This window comes from Actinophytocola algeriensis (assembly GCF_014203735.1).
GTDB lineage: Bacteria > Actinomycetota > Actinomycetes > Mycobacteriales > Pseudonocardiaceae > Actinophytocola > Actinophytocola algeriensis.
The window spans coordinates 653248-673242 of sequence record NZ_JACHJQ010000002.1; the positions used below are offsets into that span (position 1 = coordinate 653248).

Consider the following 19995-nt stretch of genomic DNA (forward strand, 5'->3'; position numbering starts at 1 on the left):
GCGAGACTGCGGGTGCGACCACCCGGCAAGGGTACGGCGTCGGATGTTCGCTTCGTGTTCCAGCCGTCCCGGACCACTGCACCGCGTGATGCCCCCCGTGAAGTCTAGGAACGGAACTGCGCGGCGTAGCGGGCCCGCGCCGCCTCTTCCGTCTTCTCGTTGCGGGCCTCGCGGGTGGCGCGGGCGATGCCGTGCTCGTAGCCGTGCTTCACTGCCCGCAGTTCACAGCTCTCGTCCACGTACGACAGGGAGAAGTAGACGCCGACGATGGCCACCAGCAGCACCATCGCGAGCCGCAGCCCCAGCGGTCCGGGGAGCAGCAGGCACCCGGCCGCGATCGGCGCGAGCACGACCGCACCGCGGGCCGCGTGGCGCAACACCCTGGTCCGCGCCGTGACGTCGTGCAGCACCCAGGGCGCGAGCCGCTCGGGGAGCCGACCACCCACCGCGTACCAGAGCCACTGGAATGGATTCGGTCGTTGCATACCTAGTACACTAACACTTAGTACGCTAACTATCAGAGGACTATGAGCGATGCCACCCATCGACCTGGGCCCGGACCCGCTGGCACTGGACCGGCAGGTCTGCTTCGCATTGTCGCTGGCCTCCCGCAGCGTCATCGCGATCTACCGGCCGCTGCTCGAGCCGCACGGCCTGACGCACCCGCAGTACCTGGTGCTGCTGGCCCTGTGGGACCGCTCGCCCCGGACCGTCCGCGACATCGGCGAGACACTGCGCCACGAACCGGCCACCCTCTCCCCCATGCTGAAACGCCTGGAGGCGCTGGGCTACCTCAGCCGCACCCGCAGCCCCCGCGACGAGCGGGCCCTGGCCGTCGACCTCACCGACAAGGGCCGCGCACTGCGGGCGGAGGCCGAGAAGATCCCGTACCAGGTCGTGGAGCAGCTCGGCATGGAGCTGTCCGAACTCGAGGAGCTCCACGCCGCACTGTCGCGCGTGCTGGCCGCGACTCAGAGGACGCCGGGCGACACCAGGCCGGTCTCGTAGGCGACCATCACCGCCTGCGCCCGGTCCCGGATGCCGAGCTTGAGGAAGATGCGGCTGACGTGCGTCTTCACGGTCTGCTCGGCCAGCACCAGCCGCCCGGCGATCTCCGCGTTCGACTCCCCGCGCGCCACCCACACGAGGACCTCCCGCTCCCGCGGCGTCAGGCCGGTCAGCGACGGCGGCGTGCTCACCAGCGTCGGCTGCCGTGCGAAGTGCCCGATCAACCGGCTGGTGACCGCCGGCGCGAGCAGCGACTCCCCCACCGCCACCACCCGCACAGCCGCCACCAGCTCGTCGGGGGTGGCGTCCTTGAGCAGGAAGCCGGACGCCCCGGCACGCAGCGCCGCGTAGACGTAGTCGTCGATGTCGAACGTGGTGATCATGAGCACCCGCGACGAGCTGTCCGCCAGCCGTTTCGTGGCCTCGACCCCGTCCAGGACCGGCATGCGCACGTCCATCAGCACCACGTCGGGCGAGGTGGCGGCACAGACCTCCAGGGCAGCCTGCCCGTCGGCGGCCTGCCCGACGACGGAGATGTCGGACTGCGCGTCCAGCAACGCCGCGAACCCGGCCCGCACCATGTCCTGGTCGTCCGCCACGACAACGGTGATCGGGCCGCCCCGTGCTGGATGGTTCGCTCCGCAAGCTCCGCCCCGTGCTGGATGGTTCGCTCCGCAAGCTCCGCCCCGTGCTGGATGGTTCGCTCCGCAAGCTCCGCCCTGTGTTTGATGGTTCGCTCCGCAAGCTCCGCTCACAACGGCAACACCGCCCTCAGTCGCCAGCCCCCGTCCGGCTGGTCCACCTCGAAACGCCCACCCAGCAACGTCACGCGTTCCCGCACGCCCACCAGCCCGTGCCCGCCTTCCTTCTCCGTGAGCGGGCCGCCACCCGCCACCGCCTCGTTCGTGACCTCCACCCTCAGGGTCTCCCCGGTGCGACCCACGTCGACCCACGTCCGCGCGCCGGGCGCGTGCCGCACCACGTTGGAGAGCCCTTCCTGCACGATGCGGAACACCGCCAGCTGCAGGACCTGCGACAGGTCGTCGGTGCCAGGCCCGACCGTCAACGTCACCGGTGTGCCGGCAGCCTCGACCCGCGCCACCAGCGCGGGCAGCTCGGCGAGCGTGGGCTGCGGCGCCCGGTTCGGGTCGGCGCCGTCGTCGCGCAGTGCCGACAGCAGCCCGCGCAGCTCCGACAGCGAGCCACGGGCCAGCCGCGCGATCTCGGTGAACTCGGCGGCCGCCGCCTCCGGGAGGCCGTCGAGCCGGTAGCGGGCCGTCTCCGACTGCACGACGATCACCGACATGTGGTGCGCCACCACGTCGTGCAGCTCGCGGGCGATTCGCGCCCGCTCCTCGACCACCGACCGCAGCTCCCGTTCCGCCGCGCTGACCTGCCGTTCCTCCGCGAGCTCGACAGCCATGCTCCGCCGGGAGTGGACGATGTCGCCGACGAGCACCCCGACCCCGCACAGGACGGAGTTGACCACGACCGAGGTCAGGTCGCCCCGGTCCGGCCAGACCCACAGCAGCAGGCCCAGCCCGGTCAGCACGCCCAGCATGGTCAGCGAGAGGCGCCGGTGTCCCCGCGCGGCGACCAGCCCGCCGAGCGCGGTCAGCGCCGCGGTGCTGGTGACGGCCCACGGCCACGGCTCGGCGGACGTCACCGGCGTCGACACGACCGCGAGCGCGACCACCGCCGCCAGCTCGAACAGCCACGCCTCGAGCGGCAGCCGCCGGTAGAAGAGCAACGGCACCGCACGGACGACGCCGAACGCGAGCGCGGCCGGCGGATCCGTGCGGTAGTGCTGGACCAGGTCGAGCGCGCCCAGCCCCACCAGAAGGGCCACGGTCACCCCGAGGCCCAGGCGGCGGTAGGTCACGGCGACCATTAGACCGCCTCGGCGAGCTCTCGGCCGTGCACGCGCCGGATCAAGGCCATACAGATGACCTGCATGCCGAACGCGCACATGGCGTGGACGAACCAGGCACCGGCGAGCGTCGGACCACCCCAGGCACCGGAGAAGCGCGCGTCGGCGGTGAACGGGTGACCGAGGGCGCCGATCGCGTCCGGCCGCAAGGGATAGCACCACCCGCTCCAGGTGACGAACACGGCGAGTACGGCGAAAGGGAACGCGAGGTACACCACCGGCCGCCACGAGAAGCCCAGCCGGGCGGCGACGCCGCGGCTCGGGAGGAGTGCGTAGGCGAGGTGGCGGAGCGTGCGTGTCATGGGCACGACGCTAGGGACCGGACCACCCGCGATCGTCACACCGCGGAGCCAACCTGCGCGTAGTACTCCGGTACTACGAGAATCGCCGCATGTTGCGAATCGGGTCGACTGTATTGGGTGCTTCCGACGTGCGGCGTGCCGCCGAGTTCTGGAGCCGGGCGCTGGGGTATGTGCCGCGCGACGAGATCAAGGAGACGTGGGCGGTCCTGTCGCCCGCCGACGGGGTGGGCCAGAACGTCTCGCTCATGCTCAGCTCGACACCCGTCCAGGAGAAGCCGCGCGTCCACCTCGACCTGTACACCGCGACCCCGGCCGAGGAGATCGACCGGCTGCTCGACCTCGGCGCCCAGCGCGTCGACTGGGACGACTACCCGCCGGACGCCGACTTCACCGTCCTGGCCGACACCGAGGGCAACCGCTTCTGCGTGATCGACACGACCCGGTAGGTGCTCAGCTGTCCATGAGCAGCCGCCGCCGGACCACCTTCCCGGTCGCGTTCCTCGGCAGCGCGTTCACGAAGATCACGTCCCGAGGCACCGCGAACCGCGGCAGGTGCGCGTGCACGTACTCACGCACCGCCGTGGGGCTGATCGCGGCCCCGGGGCGGGGCACGACGTACGCGGCGAACCGCTGCCCGAACTCCCGGTCCGGCACCCCGATCACGGCCGCGTCCATGATCTGCGGCAACGTCATCAGCAGCTCCTCGACCGGCCGGGGGAAGACGTTCTCGCCACCGGAGACGATCATGTCGTCGTCCCGGCCGGACACGAACAGCCGTCCGTCGGCGTCGAGGTAGCCGCGGTCGCCGGTGACCATCATGTCGTCGTAGACCGCGTTGCTGCCGCCGCCCGTGTAGCCCTCGAACAGCATGTCGTTGCCGACGCAGATCTGGCCGACGACACCGGGCGGCACTGGCCGCCCGTCCGGGTCGAGGATGCCGACGCGGGTGCCGACCGGGCAGCGGCCAGCGGTCGTCGGCGCGGCCTTCAGGTCCTCGGGGTCGGCGATGCTCGCCCACGACACCTCGGTCGAGCCGTACAGGTTGTAGAGCACGTCCCCGAACTCGGCCATGAACCCCGTGACCAGGGACGCGGGCAGCGCCGACCCGCTGGACGCGACGACCCGCAGCGAGGACGTGTCGTAGCTGCGGATCACCTGGCGCGGCAGGTCGAGGATGCGCTGCAGCATGATCGGTACCGCGATCAGCGTCGTGCAGCGCTGTTCCTCGATGGCGGCGAGCGTCGCCTCGGGGTCGAACTTGCGGTGCAGCACCAGCTTCGCGTGCAGCGGCATGCCGAGCTGCATCGCCGCGAGGCCCCACGTGTGGAACAGCGGCGCCGCCACCATCATCCGCTCGCCTGCCTGGAACGGGATCCGCGACAGCACAGCCGCCGCGGTGCGGATGCCGTGCGGGTTGCGCCGCCGCGCGCCCTTGGGGTTGCTGGTCGTGCCGGACGTCAGCACGATGATCTTGCCCGCCGACGACGGCGCCTTGATCCGCTCCGGGGACGCGTCCTCGATGAGCCCGTCGATCGTGAGCTCGCCCTCGTGGCCCCGGCCCCAGGTCAGGATGCGGGGCAGCGACGTGGGGAGGTAGTGCATCAGCGTCATGAACTCTTCGTCGACGAGCACGGCCGCCGGCCGGTGCGTCATCACCGTGTCCCGCACCTGGTTCGCCGACAGGCCGGTGTTCAGCAGCAGCACGCTCGCGCCGAGCTTCCCGCAGGCGACGATCGACTCGACCATGCCCGCGTGGTTGCGGCACATCACCGCGACCCGCCGCCCCTGCCGGACCCCGTACTTCGCCAGCCCGTTCGCGAGGCGGGTGGTGCGCTGGTCGACCTCGGTGAAGTTGAGCGTGCCGAGCTCGTCGGAGATCGCATCCTCCTTCGGGAACCGCACGCACGCCGCCCGGTAGCCGCCCGCGACGGTCGCACCCCACTTGGCCAGCACGTTCAGCTGGCGCAGCAACCGGTCCGGGCGGCCGGGCGTGAGCACGCCCGCCTTGGTCAGGATCCGGGCCGCGGTCAGCTGCGACTGGCTCTTCGCGGCCTGGTCGATCCCCTTGCGCGAAGCGGTGATCGGGATGCCCGCGAGGTGGTGGTGGATGAGCGTGAACGCGCGCCGGACCCGTTTCCGCAGCCAGGAGCCGGTGACCGAGGTGTCGACGTTCGGCAGTGAGACGGTCAGCTCCACCTCGGTGCGCGCACGGTCCAGTGCCGCGAACTTCAGCGACACGTGCCCGCCCGGCCACTTGTCGCTGACGATCACCAGGTGCTCGTGCGGCCGGTTGACCAGCACCTCGACCTCGTGCCGCACCACCGGTCCCTGGTCGACGCTGAACCGCACCTCGTACCGACCCGCCCCGGCCTCGCCGAGGTGCTCGCACCAGGCCACCTCGGCGACGAACTTCGGGTAGGCCTCGAGATCGGTCAGCAGTGACCAAACTCGGTCGAGCGGGTGGTCGAGGACTTCTGTCACCTCGACGAGATCGGTCGCCATGCTCCTCCGTCCGCGGGGCGAACGCCCAGAGCTAGTGTTACTAGCAGCGTGCTCCATTCGGAGCAAGACCCGGTTCCGTGATGTGGACGTTATATCGCACGCGACAGCAGTTCCGTGCTCACCCCGGGATCGCTCTCGAGCGGCTCGCGCCTGCCGGTCGGCTCGAACCCGTGGCGGAGGAACAACTTCCGCGCCGCGTCGTTGCCGTCCGCGACCCGCAGCACGACCCGGGACCAGCGGTTTTCGCCCGCCCACCGCAACACGTCCGTGATCAACAAGTCGCTGATCCCGAGCCCTCGCGCGGCGGGCCGCACCCACATGGCGACGAGCATGGGCGTGTCGTCCGGCACGTAGGCGCCGACGAGGCCCACGGTTTCGCCGGCGCGGCGCACGACCGTCCACAGCGCGCCGCCGTGGAGGCGGCGTCGCCAGTCCGCCTCCTCGAACGCCTCCTCCACCGCGAGCGAGGACCCATAAGCGTACGGGGCGTCGGCGAGCGCGGCCAGGCGGACGTCCCGCAACAGCCGCCAGTCGTCGCCGGTCAACCGTATGGTGTCCATGCCAGACGGTAAGTCAGGCGACGGGCGATCCGCCTTCCTGTTTCGCGGAGCTTGCGGAGCGGACCATGGGGGCTGTCGGCGGCACCACGATCGTCGCGGTCGCCTTCGTCGCCACCACCGGCGGGTCCAGCACGTCGGCGGACGACGGACCGCGTTCCGGCGCGGCCCGGCAGAGCACCTTCGCCTCGAACTCGAGGTCGCGGGAGCGGGTGCCGACGCGGGTCACCGTGGCGGTCACCTCGACCACGTCACCGGCCTGGATGGGTGCGAGGAACTCGACGTTCGAGTACCCGGCGAGCAGGCTCTCGTCGCCGTCGGTGTGGATGGCGAGATCGGTCGCCACGTCACCGAACATGGCGAGCCCGTAGGCGCCGTCCACCAGGTTGCCGCCGTAGTGCGCGTGCGCGTAGGGCACGTACCTGCGGTGCGTCACCGAAAATCCGACTGCGAGACGCTCTGCCTGATGGTTCGCTCCGCTCACGCCGCCACTCCCTTGCTCTCCTTCATCGCGTGCACGAGGTAGCTCGCCACCTCGCCGGGCGTCGTGCCGCGGCCGAAGACCCGGTCCACGCCGAGCTGTCCCGCCATCAACGGGTCGAACCGGGGGCCGCCCGCGATCAGCACTGGGCGCCGGTCGCCCATGGCCTCGCGGAACGCCGCCGACATCTCCTGGGTGTTCAGGATGTGCGCGTCGCGCTGGGTCACGACCTGCGAGACGAGCACCGCGTCGGCCTTCTCCGCGCGAGCGCGTTTCACCAGCTCCGGCACGGTGACCTGCGCGCCGAGGTTGACCACCTTCAGCTCGCGGTAGTACTCGAGGCCCTTCTCCCCCGCGAAGCCCTTGATGTTGAGGATCGCGTCGATGCCGACCGTGTGCGCGTCGGTGCCGATGCAGCCGCCGACCACGACCAGCTTGCGCCGCAACCTCTTCCTGACCTCGCCGTTCACCTCGGCCGGCGACAGCAGCGGGTACTCGCGCTCGACGACGGTGATCGCGTCGAGGTCGACGAGGTGGCGCACCGAGCCGTAGACCACGAAGAACGTGAAGTCGGACCCGATGCCGTGCGAGTGCACGACCATCGCGGGTTCGATGCCCATCTTGTTCGCGAGCTGCATGGCCGCGCCCTCGGCCTTGGGGCCGGGTGGCATCGGCAGTGTGAACGACGTCTGCACCATGCCGTCTCCGGTGGTGTCGCCATACGGGCGTATCGAACTCATTTCGTCTCCCCCGACTCCAGCAGGTCGGCGGCCGGGTTGCGGTAGCCGTCCGCCTTCTCGACCACGCCGTCGGCGCCCTTCCCCTTGTCCGGCGGGCGTTTCATCAGCCCGAACGTACCGTCGGCGATGGCGTTCAGCAGCCCGTCGCGGACGATCCGGTCGAGCAGGTCGACCGCCTCGCCGAGCACCTGGTGGGCGCGTTTGACGATGAACCCGCCGGGCGCTGGGTGGAAGTCCTCGCGCAGGCCCGCTGCCGCGTCGAGCACGTACCGCACGTTCTGCAGCGCCAGGTCGCGGTCGGACAGGAACGGCGTCACCACGGCCTCGGTCATCATGCCGACCAGCAGGATCGACTGTCCGGTGAGGACGCCCGCGAGGTTGAAGAACCCGTCGAGCAGGTAGCCGTTGAACACGTCGCCCGTCATGTGCTTCGTGGGCGGCATCCACTTCAGCGGCGCGTCGGGGAACAGCTCCCGCGCCAGCAGCGCGTGCGCCAGCTCGAGGCGGAACGACTCGGGGACCTTCGGGTTGATCTCGAAGGCGTGGCCGAGCCCGAGCAGCTCGTCCGGCAGGCCCGCCTCGTGCGCGAAGTGCTCGTTGAGCAGCTGCGACACGGTCACCGTGTGCGCGGCGTCGACGGCGTCGGCGGTGGTGAGGTAGTTGTCCTCGCCGGTGTTGATGATGATGCCCGCGCGGGCGTGGACCTGGCGGGAGAACCGCTGGTCGACGAACGTGCGGATCGGGTTGATGTCGCGGAACAGGATGCCGTACATCGAGTCGTTGAGCATCATGTCGAGGCGCTGCAGGCCGCCGAGCACGGCGATCTCCGGCATGCACAGGCCCGACGCGTAGTTCGTGACGCGGATGTAGCGGCCGACCTCCTTGGACACGTCGTCCATGGCGGCACGCATGATCCGGAAGTTCTCCTGCGTGGCGTAGGTGCCGGCGAACCCGTGGTGCGTGGCGCCTTCCGGCACGTAGTCCAGGAGGGACTGACCGGTGGAGCGGATGACCGCGATGATGTCCGCGCCCGCGCGGGCGGCGTTCGCGGCCTGCACGACGTCCTCGTCGATGTCGCCGGTCGCGACGATGAGGTAGATCCACGGCCGCCGGGGCGGATCGCCGAACCTCGTGATGAGCCGGTCGCGCTGGGCGCGATTGCGGTCGACCGTGCGGAGACCCTTGGCCACCGCGACGCGGCCGGCCTTGGCGGCGCGCTCGGCGTCGCGGCCCGCCGGGACGCGGTACTGGATCTGGCCGGCGGCGGTCGCCTCGGCCAGGTCCGTGAGCGAGCCGAGGTCGTGCTCGCGGAGCGCGTGGAAGGCGGGCAGGACGACACCGTGCTCTAGGCCGCAGTGCTCGCGGACGGTGTCGACGACGCGGTTGACCCACGGCACGTCACCGGCTCTGTGGGTGGTGTCGGCACCCGTGATGCCCGCGAGCCGCAGGGTCGCCCGTTCGACGGCGACCGTCGTGTGCGCGGTGGCGATACGCACGACTGGTTCCGCCGCTCGCGCGGCCAGCTCGCGCGCGGTCGCGACGACGTCGGGATCCAGGTCCAGCAAGGGCATCATCGAACCTCGTGAATCGTGATTCCATCATGGACAGTGCGAAGACAGCGCGGTGACGTGCGCGGGTCGCCGTCCCAGACGGCGAAGGTGGCGCGCGCGCCGACCTCGAGACGGCCGCCGGACATGCCCGCGGCGCGCCAGCCGCCCTCGGTGTGGGCGGCGAACGCCTGCTCCCAGGTCAGCCCCGAGCCCGGGGTTCGGTGCTCGACGGCGGCGCGGACGGTGGCCCACGGGTCGACCGCGGTGACCGGGGCGTCCGAGCCGAGCGCGAGGGTCACCCCGCGGGCGGCGAGTGTCGCGAACGGGTTCAGCGCGGCGGCGCGGTCCCCGAGCCGCTGCGCGTACATGCCGTCCCGGCCGCCCCAGTACGCGTCGAACAGCGGCTGCACCGACCCGAGCACACCGAGCCGGGCCAGCTCGTCGATCTGCTCGCCGGTGACCATCTCCAGGTGTTCCAGGCGATGGCCCGCCGCGACGATGGCCCGCTCCCCCACGACCTTCTCGGCGAGCCGGAAACCGGCCACCACCTCGGCCACGGCCGCGTCGCCGATCACGTGGAAACCGGCCTGGCGGCCGGTTTCCGTGCACGCGACGACGTGGTCGGCGATCTGCCGCGCGCTCAGGTAGCGGGCGCCGCTCGTGTGCGGGGCGTCGGTGTACGGCTCGCACAGCGCCGCCGTGCGGGAGCCGAAGGCGCCGTCGACGAACAGGTCGCCGGCCTGTCCCCGGACACCGGGCACGGACTCGCCGAGCGCACCCCAGTAGCCAACCACCTGTGGCAGGTCACCTGGCCTGGCAAGGAGATCCGCGAGGTCGTCGGCACCCGAGATGTCCGGTCCCGCGCACTCGTGCACGCACGCGATGCCCATCGACGCGGCGTGGCGGAGGAACGCCAGCTGCGCCGCCTCCCGCTGTGCCGGGGTGATCGACTCGCGGGCCGCGCGGCGCACGTGGTGGTGCGAGTCCTGGGCGAGCGGGCCGTCGGCCGACCAGCCCGCCGCCGTCCGCGCTCCTGGCACGAGGTCGACGAGCGCCGTCGACGCCAGCGCCGAGTGCACGTCGATGCGGGAGAGGTACACGGGTGTGCCGTCCGCCACCGCGTCCAGTTCGGCGCGGGTGGGCGGCCGGTTCTCCGGCCAGCGGGTCTCGTCCCAGCCGTGCCCCCACAGCAGTACGTCCTGCTCGACCCGGTCGCGGACCGCGTCGAGCAGGTCGGACAAGGACTCCGTCGCGGTCAGGTCGAGGCCGGTGTGCAGCAGGCCGGCGGAGGTGGCGTGCACGTGCGCGTCCACGAACGCGGGCGTGACGTACGCGCCACCCAGGTCGACCGTGTCGGCGACCGGGCCCCGGTGGTCCGTGCCGAGCCAGGTCACCTGACCCGCGTCGACGGCCATGGCGGTCGCGGTGGTCGCGCCCGGCGCGTCACCGTGGATCCGCGCGTTCGTGTACAGGGTCGTCATGTCGAAGCAGTGTGCCGTTCCCTGCGCTCGAACAGCTCGCGCACACCTGGCGTTTCGCGGAACAGGTCGAGCGCGAACGTCGCGTGACCGGGGACGAACCCGTTGCCGATGAGCATGCGGACGTCCGCGGCCAGGCCTTCGGCGCCGAGCGCGGCGGCCGAGAACGAGGTGGCCATCGAGAAGAACACGATCGTGCCGCCGTCCGCGGTGGCCAGCACCGCACCGTGCTCGCAGCCCGGCACGTCGACGCACACGATCGTCACGTCGACCCGTTCGCCGACCGCATCGGCCACGGCCAGCGGGTTCCGCGCGTCGGCGACCACGATCTCGTCGGCGAGCCCGGCCCCGCGCACCGCGTCGGCCTCGTCCTCGGTCGGCACGAGCGCGACCAGTCGCCCGGCCCCCGCCTTGCGGGCCGCCGCCAGCGACAGGCTGCCCGACTTCCCGCCACCGCCGAGTACCAGTACGGATGACCCGGAACCGGCCTCGCGCACGACGCGGTCGGTCAGCGCGGGCGCGCCGCACACGTCGAGGACCGACAGCGACAGCTCGTCCGGCAGGTCCGGCGGCAGCACCGCCGCGATGGACCGCCCGAACAGGACCGCCGTCCCCCGGCAGGGCACCTGCTCGCTCTCGCCCGACCAGCCGGCGAGGCCGTCGACGCCACCGTCGATCCGCAGCGGCGTGAGCGTCAGCGACACGAGCGTCGCGATCCGGTCGCCTGGCTTGAGACCGAGCGGCGACTCGGGGCCGACCTCGCGGACCGTCCCGAGCAGCATCCCGCCGGAACCGGTCACGGGGTTGTGCATCTTCCCGCGCTGCTCGATGATCCCCGCCACCGCGCCACGCACGGCGTCCGGAGTCCCGTGCTCCTCACGCAGCTGGCGGTAGGAGGCCGCGTCCAGGTTCAGGCGCTCGACGTCCACCAGGACTTCATCCGGCCACGACCCTGGCGCAGGTGACAGTCGCCACGCTTGCTGTGGCAGGACCCCTTCCGGCTCGATCACCCGGTGTAGCCCGTATGGAGAAGACACACGACCTCCTTCCGTAGGATTTGCGTCTGTACTACGTTCTGGCAGCATATCTTTACGTCAACCTAGCGACCAGGAGGACGGATGACGGCGCTTCATGAGACGGTCACCGCCGCCACGACGGTCTCCGACGCAGTGGAAGAGACCGCGCGGCAACCGTACGAGTACGTCAGAAGAGAGCTGGTCGAGCCGGACTGGCGCCGGTTCCCGGGGTGGAGTCACATCACGGACGCCCAGTGGCGGGACGCACAGTGGCAGCGGGTGCACTGTGTGAAGAACATCAAGCAGCTACGCGCCGTGATGGGCGATCTGCTCGCCGAGTCGTTCTACGACGACCTCGTGGCGGACCAGGAGCGGCTGGCGACGATGTCGATGCTGCTGCCGCCGCAGATGCTGAACACGATGGCGCCGACGGCGACCGGTGGCGACATCACCAAGGAGTTCCTGGCGGATCCGGTACGCCGGTACATGATGCCGGTCGCGAGCGACCGCGACCCGGTGTGGCCGAACCACCCGCACTCGTCGCGCGACTCGCTGCACGAGGCGGAGATGTGGGTCGTCGAGGGATTGACCCACCGCTATCCGACCAAGGTGCTGGCCGAGCTGCTGTCGACCTGCCCCCAGTACTGCGGGCACTGCACGCGGATGGACCTGGTCGGCAACTCGACCCCGTCGGTGGACAAGCACAAGCTGTCGCTCAAGCCGGTCGACCGCCAGGACCAGATGATCGACTACCTGAAGAAGACCCCCGGCGTCCGGGACGTGGTGGTCTCCGGCGGCGACGTGGCGAACGTCCCGTGGCACCAGCTCGAGTCGTTCCTCATGCGGCTGCTCGACATCGAGACCGTGCGGGACATCCGGCTCGCCACCAAGGCGCTGGCCGGCCTGCCGCAGCACTGGCTGCAGCCCAAGGTCGTTGAGGGCCTGGAGCGGGTCGCGCGCACCGCGCACCGGCGCGGCGTCAACCTGGCGATACACACGCACGTGAACCACGCGCAGTCGGTGACCCCGCTGGTCGCGGAGGCCGCCCGCACGGCGCTGGACGTGGGGGTGCGCGACGTCCGCAACCAGGGCGTGCTGATGCGGGGCGTCAACGCGACCCCGGACGATCTGCTGGACCTGTGCTTCGCGCTGCAGGGCGAGGCGAACATCCTGCCGTACTACTTCTACATGTGCGACATGATCCCGAACGCCGAGCACTGGCGGGTCGCCGTGTGGGAGGCACAGGCGCTGCAGCACGCGATCATGGGTTACCTGCCCGGCTACGCGACCCCGCGCATCATCTGCGACGTGCCGTACGTCGGGAAGCGCTGGGTGCACCAGCTGGCGGAGTACGACCGCGAGCACGGCATCTCGTACTGGACGAAGAACTACCGCACGGGCATCGAGCACGCCGACGCCGACGCCCTGTCGCGGCACTACCCGTACTACGACCCGATCAGCACGCTGCCCGAGGCCGGTCAGCAGTGGTGGCGTGACTCGGGAGAGTAGCGACCCGGACAAACACAGCTCGGCCGGCTCGGAGGCCTGACCGTGAGTGCGCCCGGCGTGCGCAGGGGCGACGCCGGGCGCAGTCACGGGTGCGTCAGTTGAACTGGTCGGGGTCCGGGCCGGTGCGCAGGCCGCGCTCCAGCGCGGACAGCGACGCCACGTCGTCGTCGGTCAGTTCGAAGCCGAAGACGTCGAGGTTCTCCGCGATCCGGGACGGGGTCACCGACTTCGGGATCACGATGTTGCCCAGCCGCAGGTGCCAGCGGAGCACGACCTGCGCGGCGGTACGGTCGTATTTCTTCGCGAGCGACGTCACGACGTCCTCCGCCAGGAGGTCGCCGCCCTTCGCGAGCGGGCTCCACGCCTCCGTGGCGATGCCGAGCTCGGCGTCGGTCGCGCGGACCGCCTCGTTGGTGAGGTACGGGTGCAGCTCGACCTGGTTCACCGCGGGCACGGTGCCGGTCTCGTCGACCAGCCGCCGCAGGTGGTCCGGCTGGAAGTTCGACACGCCGATGGCCCGCACGCGGCCGTCGGCCAGCAGCTTCTCGAACGCGCGCCAGGTGTCGACGTACCTGTCGCGCTGCGGCGTCGGCCAGTGGATCAGGTACAGGTCGAGGTACTCCAGGCCCAGCCTGGACAGCGAGTCGTCGAAGGCCCGCAGCGCCGAGTCGTAGCCCTGGTCGCTGTTCCACAGCTTCGTCGTGATGAACAGCTCGTCGCGCGCGACGCCGGACTTGGCGAGCGCCGCGGCGACGCCCTCCTCGTTGCCGTAGATCTTGGCGGTGTCGATGCTGCGGTACCCGGCGTCGAGCGCGGCGGTCACGGCCGCCTCGGTCTCGTCGTTCGGGACCTGGAAGACGCCGAAGCCCAGCTGGGGCATCTCGACGCCGTTGTTCAGCTTCACGTTCGGGACAGTCATCGCTTTCTCCTGGTCAGGGGATGATCGTGGGCGCCACGCCACCGTCGCCGCGCAACGCAGCGCCGGTGGTCGAGGACGCGAGGTCGGAGGCCACGTAGGTGATCAGGTTGGCGATCTCCTGTGGCCGGATCAGCCTGCCGAGCAGCGACGTCGGCCGCTCCTCCGCCATGAACCGGCGCTCGGCCTCCTCGAACGGCACGTCGGCGCCGATGCGGTCGCGGACGAACTCGGCGACGCCGGGCGTCAGCGTCGGACCGGGCAGGACCGTGTTCACGGTGACTCCTGTACCCGCGACCTCCTGCGCCATGCCGCGCGCGACCGAGATCTGCGCGGTCTTCGTCATGCCGTAGTGCACCATTTCGGTCGGGATGAACACGGCCGACTCCGAGCTCACGAAGATCACCCGGCCCCAGCCGCGGTCCGCCATGCGGGGTGCGTAGTGCCGCGCGAGGCGGACCCCGGACAGGACGTTGACCTCGAAGAACCGTTGCCACTCTGCGTCCGGGATCTCGAAGACGGGCGTGGCGGAGAAGATGCCGGCGTTGTTGACGAGGACGTCGACGTCGGGCACCTCGGCGATCAGGGCGTTCGCGCCGTCGGCGGTGCCGACGTCCGCCGCGACGCCGCTGACGAGGTCCGACCCGGCCTCGGCCCGTAACGCCTCGACCGTCGCGTCGACGCGGTCCTTGCTCCGGCCGTTGACCACCACCGCGGCGCCTGCCCGTGCGAGGGTCGCCGCGGTGGCCTGCCCGATGCCCGAGGTGGAGCCCGTGACGAGGGCTCTCTTCCCGGTGAGGTCGATGTTCATGTTCCTCCAGTACTATGCAAATACCAGCGTCGACAATAGTTGCACACGCAGGTATTTGCAGCGCGAGGAGCTGAGTCGCTTGTCACTCGATGATGACGCCGCCGAGGCGAGGGCGCAGGGCTGGCGCACGCTGGCGGCACTGCACGCCAGGATCGAGGACTCGCTGGAGAAGGCGCTACGCCGCGAGCACAGCCTGTCGGTGAGCGAGTACGGCGTGCTGGACGTGCTGGCCAGGCAGGACGGCTGGCACATGCGCATGACCCAGCTGTCCAATGCCGTCGTACTGAGCCAGTCGGCGACGACGCGGCTCGTCACCCGGCTCGAGGACCGCGGCCTGCTGCAGCGGTACCTGTGCCCGACCGACCGCCGCGGCATCTACACCGAGGTGACCCCCGCGGGCCACGAGCTGCTGGCCGCCGCCCGCCCCACCCACGACGCGACGGTCTCGGCGGCACTGGACGAGGCCGGCGAGGTGCCGGAGCTGGCACCGCTGGTGCAGGCACTGGACCGCCTCGGCGTCGGTTGACCCGCACGCGGTCCCGCGCCGATTGACCGACCGTCCTTTTGGCGGCTGTTCGCGGCGCGGGTGCTCGGGAACAATCCGGCGAGGTTGACCCTGCGCATCCCCGAGGAGTCCCCGCGTGCACAACCGAAGAAAGACGTTCGCGGCCATGGCGGCGACGCTGCTCGCCACCACCGCGATCGGGCTGACCACGGCCGCGCCCGTCCAGGCGGCGCCGGCCGACATCGCCGACCAGCTCGCCGCGATCCCCGGCATGACCGTGGCCGAGCAGCCCCCGCCTTCCGCGGGCTACCGGTTCTTCTTCCTGACCTACCGGCAGCCGGTCGACCACACGAAACCGTCCGGGCAGACGTTCGCCCAGCGGCTCCAGCTGCTGCACCGCGACGTCAGCCGCCCGATGATCCTGCACACCACCGGCTACGACATGCCGGAGTACGCGTTCCGCGCCGAGCCGACGCAGCTCGTCGACGGCAACCAGATCTCGGTGGAGCAACGCTTCTTCTCCCCGTCGCGGCCGAACCCCGCCGACTGGAGCAAGCTGAACATCTGGCAGGCGGCGACCGACCACCACCGGATCACGCAGGCGCTGAAGACGATCTACTCGGCGAAGTGGCTGTCCACCGGCGCCAGCAAGGGCGGCATGACCTCGGTGTACCACCGCCGCTTCTACCCGAGGGACGTCGACGGCGTGGTCGCGTACGTGGCGCCGAACGACCCGAACAACCGCGAGGACAGCGCGTACGACGAGTTCTTCGACTCGGTCGGCAGCACGCCCGCGTGCCGCACCGCGCTGAAGACGCTGCAGGACGAGGCGCTGTCGCGGCGCACCGACATGGTGAACCGGTACGACGCGCTCGCCGCCGAGCAGGGCCTGCACTTCGACCAGGTCTTCGGGTCGACGGACAAGGCGTTCGAGATGGCCGTGCTCGACACCGAGTGGGCGTTCTGGCAGTACAACACAGAGGCGAACTGCGACGTGCCCGGCCGGGACGCGACGAGCGACGAGATCTTCGCGTTCATCGACCAGACCGCGGGCTTCTCGTTCTACTCGGACGAGGGGATCCTCCCGTACGCGCCGTACTTCTACCAGGCGGCGACCCAGCTGGGCTGGCCGCAGCCGAAGTTCCGCTACCTGCGGGACGGGGTGCGCTACCCGGGCATGTACCAGGCGAACTCCAGCCTGCCCGCCGAGCTGCAGTCGCGGCACGACGCGTGGCCGATGGCCGACGTCGACCACTGGGTCACGAAGACGGCGAGCCAGATGCTGTTCGTGTACGGCTCCAACGACCCGTGGGGTGCGGAACCGTTCCACCCCAGCGGCAAGGACTCGTACACCTACACCGCGCCGGGCGCGAACCACGGCGCGAACATCGCCCGCCTGACCGCCGCGGACGCGGCGGCGGCACGGGCGGCCGTGCTGCGGTGGGCCGGGGTGGCGACGCAGGCGGCACAGCGGTCCTCGTCGACCGCGGTGCTCGACTCGCGCAACCCTGACCTGCAGCGACGTCCCATCTAGCACGACCGGACGGCAGGCCTCGCGATGATCTCGGGGCCTGCCGTCGGCCGTTGTTCCTTAAGATGAGTCCCGATGCGACCCTCGGGATGGCTTGTCCTCTTCCTCGTCCTGGTCATGGCCACGTTCGGGCTGGCCGGCGACCACCGGTTTCCCGCGCCGGAACCCCTGCCCGGCCCGCCGGAGGACGCGCCGACCGCGATCGTCGCCATGGGGGACAGCACGATCTCCGGTGAGGGCGCGGGCGACTACGAGCGCGGCACCGACGGGGAGAAGGGCAACTGGTGCCACCGCTCCTCCCACGCGTCGATCTTCCAGGTGGAGGTGCCCGGGGTGGACAAGGCGTTCAACCTCGCGTGCTCCGGCGCGCCGTCCGCGCAGGTCGGGCTCGGCAACGTCGAGCAGTACACCGAGATCTCGCAGTCCAAGCAGCTCGCGCGGATCGCCACCCGCAACCGGGTGACGGCGATCGTGGTGGCGTCCGGCGCCAACGACGACCCGTCCTTCTCGCACGTGCTCGACTCGTGCGTGCAGGCGTGGGCCGGGCGCGGGCAGCCGTGCAGCAAGTCGGTCGGGCCGGAGTGGGAGCGGCGGGTCGACCGGATGATCCCCAAGCTGACGAAAGCGCTGCGGGACATCAAGACCGTGATGCGCAACGCCGGCTACGCCCGTACCGACTACGAACTGGTCGTCCAGTCGTACGCGGCACCGGTCGGCCCGGACGTCGTGCGCGGGCTGCAGGACCTGTCGGGCTGCCCGTTCCTGACGCAGGACCTGCGGTGGGTGGAGGGCGACGCGGTCCCGGTGCTCACGGCGGGCGTGCGCACCGCGGCACGCGACGCGGACGTCCGGTTCCTCGACCTGTCGCGGGCTGGGGTCGGGCGCGAGGCGTGCACGTCGGAGCGTGACCCGGACAGCGAGTGGTTCCGGCGGCTGGCCGTCGAGTGGGACAACCTCGAGCACGACGAGCGCGCCACCCACGCGCTGCAGGAGTCCTTCCACCCCAACGCGAACGGGCACCGGCAGTTCGGTCAGTGCCTGTCGGAGTTCCTCACGTCGACCGACCGGGCGGCGGCGTGCCTCGTCGGCCGCGACGGTGAACTGCACGCCGCGGCAAGCGCTGACTAGCCACCAGCGCACGGAACCGCGCCACCTCGGTGAAGTGGTGCCCGGCCATGCCGAGCGTGCGGGCGGCGGCGACGTTCGTGGCGCTGTCGTCGACGAACAGGCAGCGCTCCGGCGGCACCCCGGCCGCGACGGCCGCGGCGAGGTAGATGGCGGGTTCCGGTTTGGCGACACCGAGCCGGGCGCTGCTCACGATCGCGTCCACGTGCCGGGCCAGCCCCAGCGCGTCCACATCGGACTCCAGACGGGTGGTCGCGTTGGTGACGAGCACGACCGGGCCGTGTGCGCGGGCGTCCGCGAGCACCTCGGCGACGTCGTCGTCGATGGCTCCCGCGCCCGCCGACCACGCCGCGACCAGGTCCGCCGCCCGGTCGGTGTGCACGCGGAGGTCGTCGGCGACCGCGGCCCGCCAGTCGTCGTCGGTGCACTGCCCGGTGATCGCGGGCAGGAGCCGGTGCGGCGCGAACGCCGCGGCGGCGAGAGCGCCATCCGGCACGCCGTGCGCCCGTTCGAGGTCGGTCAGCGCGGGCCAGCGGCGGAGCACCCCGTCGAGGTCGCACAGGATCGCGTCGAAGGTCACGGCGGCCGCGGTTCGCTCGCTCACAGCGCGTGCCCGCCCGCGACCTGGAGCACCTGGCCGGTGATCCACCTGGCCTGGTGCGAGGCGAGGAACACCACGGCGTCGGCGATGTCCTCCGGGGTGCCCACGCGGCCAAGCGGCACGATCGCGCTGACCTGTTCGACCAGGTCGTCGGCTATCCAGCCGGTCTGCACCGGTCCCGGGGCGACGGCGTTGACGCGGATGCCGCGTGGGCCGAGGTCGAGCGCGGCGGCGCGGGTGAACGCCTCCAGCGCGGCCTTGGACGTGCCGTAGCCGAGCTGCCCGGGGAACGCGCGGGCGGCGTCGGTCGAGATGTTGACCACGCACGGCGGCGGGTCGCCCGCCCTGCGCGCCAGTTCGGCGACGAGCAGCGCGGGTGCGATGGCGTTGACGCGGTAGTGGCGGTCGAGACCGTCGTGGGTGAGCGCGTCGATGGTGTCCGGGCTCTCGCAGTGCGCCGCGTTGTTGACCAGCACGTCCACCGGCCCGGCCGCGTCGAACAGGCGGGTGGCGGCGTCCGGTGCCGCGAGGTCGCCGCTGACGGCGACGCCACCCAGCTCCGCCGCCAGTTCCTCCGCGCCCGTCGGCAGCGTGTGTTCCCAGCTGACGCCGTCGGGTGCGGCCGGCGCCTCGGCGAGGTGGTGGATCACGACGCGGGCGCCCTCGGCGGCGAACGCGCGGCTGATGGCGGCGCCGATGCCGCCCGCTCCCCCGGTCACCAGGACCGTGCGCCCGTTGAGTTCTGTGTTGACCACGGCGCCGATCATGCCCGGCGGGCGGCGATGTCGGCGACCGCGAATCGGGCGTCGGACGTCGTCGGGTGGTCCGGGCCGAGCACGTGTTCCGCGTCCGCCGCGAGGTGTTCTGCCAGGTCGAGTGCCTCGTCGTGGCGTTGGGCGGCGTCCAGCGCGGCGATGCGGGACAGGCGTATCTCCAACGTGGTCCGCGCGGTCCCGCACCAGCTCCCGGGCCAGGCCTGCGGCGCGGTGCGGGTCACCGCGGCCGTCGACCGTCGCGCCGGTGTGCCACACCCGGCGCAGCCGGAGGTCGGCGAGATCGTCCGCGGGCAGGTCGGCGGCCGCCTCGAGCGCGGCGGGACCGTCGGGCACCACGCACCGGCGATGTGGCAGCGAGGCGCGCAGGGCCTCGTACGCGAGCCTGGTCCTGCCCGCCACGGCGTCGCCGACGACAAGCACGAACCCCCCGCCCGAGCGCATCGACCAGGTCCGGCAGCCGGCCCCTCGGCACGAACGGCGGCACGGGATGGCCGCCGGGTGCACGCCGGGTGCGAGCGGATCGGCGAGCCTGCGCACCCTGGTGACCCGCAGGTCCCGGCGACGTCGCTTGATCCGCATCGTGCGGATGCTGGTGAGTACCGCCGCGGTAGGCGACGATCATCGGTGGTTCACCCGTGGTTCGCCGCGGTGCCCTAC

The 19995-nt window shown here is 71.3% G+C and carries 22 protein-coding genes; 6 read left to right on the forward strand and 16 right to left on the reverse strand.

Features of this window, described 5'->3' with window-relative positions:
- Positions 1-104: 104 nt before the first annotated feature.
- On the reverse strand, positions 105-485 hold the full coding sequence (locus FHR82_RS09170; protein ID WP_184809843.1) for a DUF5313 family protein: 381 nt from the start codon (positions 483-485) through the stop codon (positions 105-107).
- A gap of 49 nt (positions 486-534) precedes the next feature.
- Here FHR82_RS09170 and FHR82_RS09175 point away from each other — a divergent pair, with 49 nt between their 5' ends.
- Positions 535-1008, forward strand: a complete 474-nt coding sequence (locus FHR82_RS09175; RefSeq protein WP_184809844.1) for a MarR family winged helix-turn-helix transcriptional regulator — start codon at positions 535-537, stop codon at positions 1006-1008.
- On the opposite strand, the gene FHR82_RS09180 is transcribed toward FHR82_RS09175, so the two are convergent.
- The 3 genes from FHR82_RS09180 to FHR82_RS09190 all read right to left on the reverse strand — a co-directional run bounded on the left by FHR82_RS09180 (position 972) and on the right by FHR82_RS09190 (position 3240).
- Complete coding sequence (locus tag FHR82_RS09180) at positions 972-1607, reverse strand: response regulator (protein ID WP_311770977.1); 636 nt, start codon at positions 1605-1607, stop codon at positions 972-974. The genes FHR82_RS09175 and FHR82_RS09180 overlap by 37 nt on opposite strands.
- A 152-nt stretch (positions 1608-1759) precedes the next feature.
- Positions 1760-2890, reverse strand: coding sequence for a sensor histidine kinase (locus tag FHR82_RS47280; protein ID WP_184809845.1), 1131 nt, complete (start codon positions 2888-2890; stop codon positions 1760-1762).
- 8 nt (positions 2891-2898) lie between these two features.
- The gene (locus tag FHR82_RS09190; protein ID WP_184809846.1) at positions 2899-3240 is read right to left on the reverse strand and encodes a hypothetical protein; all 342 of its coding nucleotides are present in this window, start codon (positions 3238-3240) and stop codon (positions 2899-2901) included.
- Positions 3241-3329: 89 nt separating this feature from the next.
- Between FHR82_RS09190 and FHR82_RS09195 the strand changes: the two genes are divergently transcribed.
- Positions 3330-3686, forward strand: coding sequence for a VOC family protein (locus FHR82_RS09195; RefSeq protein WP_184809847.1), 357 nt, complete (start codon positions 3330-3332; stop codon positions 3684-3686).
- A 4-nt stretch (positions 3687-3690) separates the two neighbouring features.
- Here FHR82_RS09195 and FHR82_RS09200 read toward each other — a convergent pair whose 3' ends face one another.
- From FHR82_RS09200 to kdd, 7 genes are all read right to left on the reverse strand, one after another.
- A complete protein-coding gene (locus FHR82_RS09200; protein ID WP_184809848.1) occupies positions 3691-5742 on the reverse strand; it encodes an AMP-binding protein in 2052 nt (683 codons plus the stop codon).
- Between the two features lie 89 nt (positions 5743-5831).
- The gene (locus FHR82_RS09205; RefSeq protein WP_184809849.1) at positions 5832-6302 is read right to left on the reverse strand and encodes a GNAT family N-acetyltransferase; all 471 of its coding nucleotides are present in this window, start codon (positions 6300-6302) and stop codon (positions 5832-5834) included.
- Between the two features lie 13 nt (positions 6303-6315).
- Positions 6316-6735 (reverse strand): 3-aminobutyryl-CoA ammonia lyase, encoded by a 420-nt coding sequence (gene kal, locus FHR82_RS09210; protein ID WP_311770978.1) that lies wholly within the window; start codon positions 6733-6735, stop codon positions 6316-6318.
- A 44-nt stretch (positions 6736-6779) separates the two neighbouring features.
- Positions 6780-7520: a lysine 5,6-aminomutase subunit beta gene (kamE, locus tag FHR82_RS09215; protein ID WP_184809850.1), complete on the reverse strand. Its 741-nt coding sequence runs from the start codon at positions 7518-7520 to the stop codon at positions 6780-6782.
- Entirely contained in the window at positions 7517-9094 is a 1578-nt protein-coding gene (kamD, locus tag FHR82_RS09220; protein WP_184809851.1) for a lysine 5,6-aminomutase subunit alpha, read from the reverse strand. Before kamD ends, kamE begins: the two co-directional genes overlap by 4 nt.
- Entirely contained in the window at positions 9091-10551 is a 1461-nt protein-coding gene (locus tag FHR82_RS09225; RefSeq protein WP_184809852.1) for an amidohydrolase, read from the reverse strand. The genes kamD and FHR82_RS09225 overlap by 4 nt, the downstream gene beginning before the upstream one ends.
- The gene (gene kdd, locus FHR82_RS09230; protein ID WP_184809853.1) at positions 10548-11633 is read right to left on the reverse strand and encodes an L-erythro-3,5-diaminohexanoate dehydrogenase; all 1086 of its coding nucleotides are present in this window, start codon (positions 11631-11633) and stop codon (positions 10548-10550) included. Before kdd ends, FHR82_RS09225 begins: the two co-directional genes overlap by 4 nt.
- Before the next feature lie 33 nt (positions 11634-11666).
- Here kdd and FHR82_RS09235 point away from each other — a divergent pair, with 33 nt between their 5' ends.
- Entirely contained in the window at positions 11667-13073 is a 1407-nt protein-coding gene (locus tag FHR82_RS09235) for a KamA family radical SAM protein (protein WP_221463581.1), read from the forward strand.
- A 94-nt stretch (positions 13074-13167) separates the two neighbouring features.
- Here FHR82_RS09235 and FHR82_RS09240 read toward each other — a convergent pair whose 3' ends face one another.
- Both FHR82_RS09240 and FHR82_RS09245 read right to left on the reverse strand, forming a co-directional pair.
- Positions 13168-13992: an aldo/keto reductase gene (locus FHR82_RS09240; protein WP_184809854.1), complete on the reverse strand. Its 825-nt coding sequence runs from the start codon at positions 13990-13992 to the stop codon at positions 13168-13170.
- Positions 13993-14005: 13 nt separating this feature from the next.
- Positions 14006-14800 (reverse strand): SDR family NAD(P)-dependent oxidoreductase, encoded by a 795-nt coding sequence (locus FHR82_RS09245; RefSeq protein WP_184809855.1) that lies wholly within the window; start codon positions 14798-14800, stop codon positions 14006-14008.
- A gap of 79 nt (positions 14801-14879) precedes the next feature.
- Between FHR82_RS09245 and FHR82_RS09250 the strand changes: the two genes are divergently transcribed.
- The 3 genes from FHR82_RS09250 to FHR82_RS09260 all read left to right on the forward strand — a co-directional run bounded on the left by FHR82_RS09250 (position 14880) and on the right by FHR82_RS09260 (position 17964).
- Positions 14880-15326 (forward strand): MarR family winged helix-turn-helix transcriptional regulator, encoded by a 447-nt coding sequence (locus FHR82_RS09250; RefSeq protein ID WP_184809856.1) that lies wholly within the window; start codon positions 14880-14882, stop codon positions 15324-15326.
- A 115-nt stretch (positions 15327-15441) separates the two neighbouring features.
- Positions 15442-16839, forward strand: coding sequence for a S28 family serine protease (locus FHR82_RS09255; protein ID WP_311770980.1), 1398 nt, complete (start codon positions 15442-15444; stop codon positions 16837-16839).
- Positions 16840-16911: 72 nt separating this feature from the next.
- Entirely contained in the window at positions 16912-17964 is a 1053-nt protein-coding gene (locus FHR82_RS09260) for a GDSL-type esterase/lipase family protein (RefSeq protein ID WP_184809857.1), read from the forward strand.
- Here the strand turns inward: FHR82_RS09260 and FHR82_RS47285 are convergent.
- From FHR82_RS47285 to FHR82_RS09275, 3 genes are read right to left on the reverse strand one after another with little or no spacing between them, the layout of a single operon-like run.
- Positions 17888-18565: an HAD family hydrolase gene (locus FHR82_RS47285; RefSeq protein WP_184809858.1), complete on the reverse strand. Its 678-nt coding sequence runs from the start codon at positions 18563-18565 to the stop codon at positions 17888-17890. The genes FHR82_RS09260 and FHR82_RS47285 overlap by 77 nt on opposite strands.
- Positions 18562-19317: an SDR family NAD(P)-dependent oxidoreductase gene (locus FHR82_RS09270; protein ID WP_184809859.1), complete on the reverse strand. Its 756-nt coding sequence runs from the start codon at positions 19315-19317 to the stop codon at positions 18562-18564. The genes FHR82_RS47285 and FHR82_RS09270 overlap by 4 nt, the downstream gene beginning before the upstream one ends.
- Before the next feature lie 8 nt (positions 19318-19325).
- On the reverse strand, positions 19326-19559 hold the full coding sequence (locus FHR82_RS09275; RefSeq protein WP_184809860.1) for a hypothetical protein: 234 nt from the start codon (positions 19557-19559) through the stop codon (positions 19326-19328).
- Positions 19560-19995: the final 436 nt, after the last annotated feature.